This is a genomic window from Lentilactobacillus kefiri, from assembly GCF_007989105.1.
GTDB lineage: Bacteria > Bacillota > Bacilli > Lactobacillales > Lactobacillaceae > Lentilactobacillus > Lentilactobacillus kefiri.
In genome coordinates this window covers 1-568 of sequence record NZ_BJVK01000116.1, presented here as the reverse complement: position 1 = coordinate 568, position 568 = coordinate 1, and the positions used below count along the sequence as shown (strand labels likewise).

Genomic DNA, 568 nt, shown 5'->3' with positions numbered 1-568 from the left:
ATTTTGAGCACATTAGTGCTCAAGGCTTGAAAACCACCTTACTCGAAATTAATCAGAGACCACTTAAAATACTTGACTGGCAAACACCTTATCAGGTCATGCTGACCAATTTGTCAAAAAATTCGGATTAAATTTGCAATCTACCTTAAACACAACTATTCATCGTTACTTTTTGGCAGTTGCAAGCTTAGCGACTGTATTTTTAGCATGTTTTTTAGACTTTTTAGACTTTTTAGACTTTTTGACAGTCTTCTTAGTAGTAGACTTCTTAGCGGTAGTTCCGTTACTTCTTTTAGCACCCTTTAACTCTTTAGTCTTGCCGTTAAACATTGAGGTACCATCACCGTCATCAGCCATGGCAACTACTGGAGCAATTGCGGTGACTGAAGCAGCACCAGCCAATAAGAGGCCAGTCATCGATAAGGTGATTAATTTCTTGATTGATTTCATGATATATTCCATCCCTTTAATGAATTTTAGTTGGTAAAAAGTCGTATTTTCGATTTAATCGGTCAACTATCATTTTAACCTGTTTGTCAGGAAATTCAAGCTGAAGTGGATGTAAGCT

1 protein-coding gene and 1 pseudogene are annotated in these 568 nt (G+C 36.8%); one reads left to right on the top strand and one right to left on the bottom strand.

From position 1 onward, the window contains the following. A pseudogene (locus LKE01_RS11985) lies at nucleotides 1–131 on the top strand (IS30 family transposase); the annotation flags it as partial. 34 nt (nucleotides 132–165) lie between these two features. Here the strand turns inward: LKE01_RS11985 and LKE01_RS11980 are convergent. Further along, nucleotides 166–450: a hypothetical protein gene (locus LKE01_RS11980; RefSeq protein WP_057962712.1), complete on the bottom strand. Its 285-nt coding sequence runs from the start codon at nucleotides 448–450 to the stop codon at nucleotides 166–168. Between the last annotated feature and the right edge of the window lie 118 nt (nucleotides 451–568).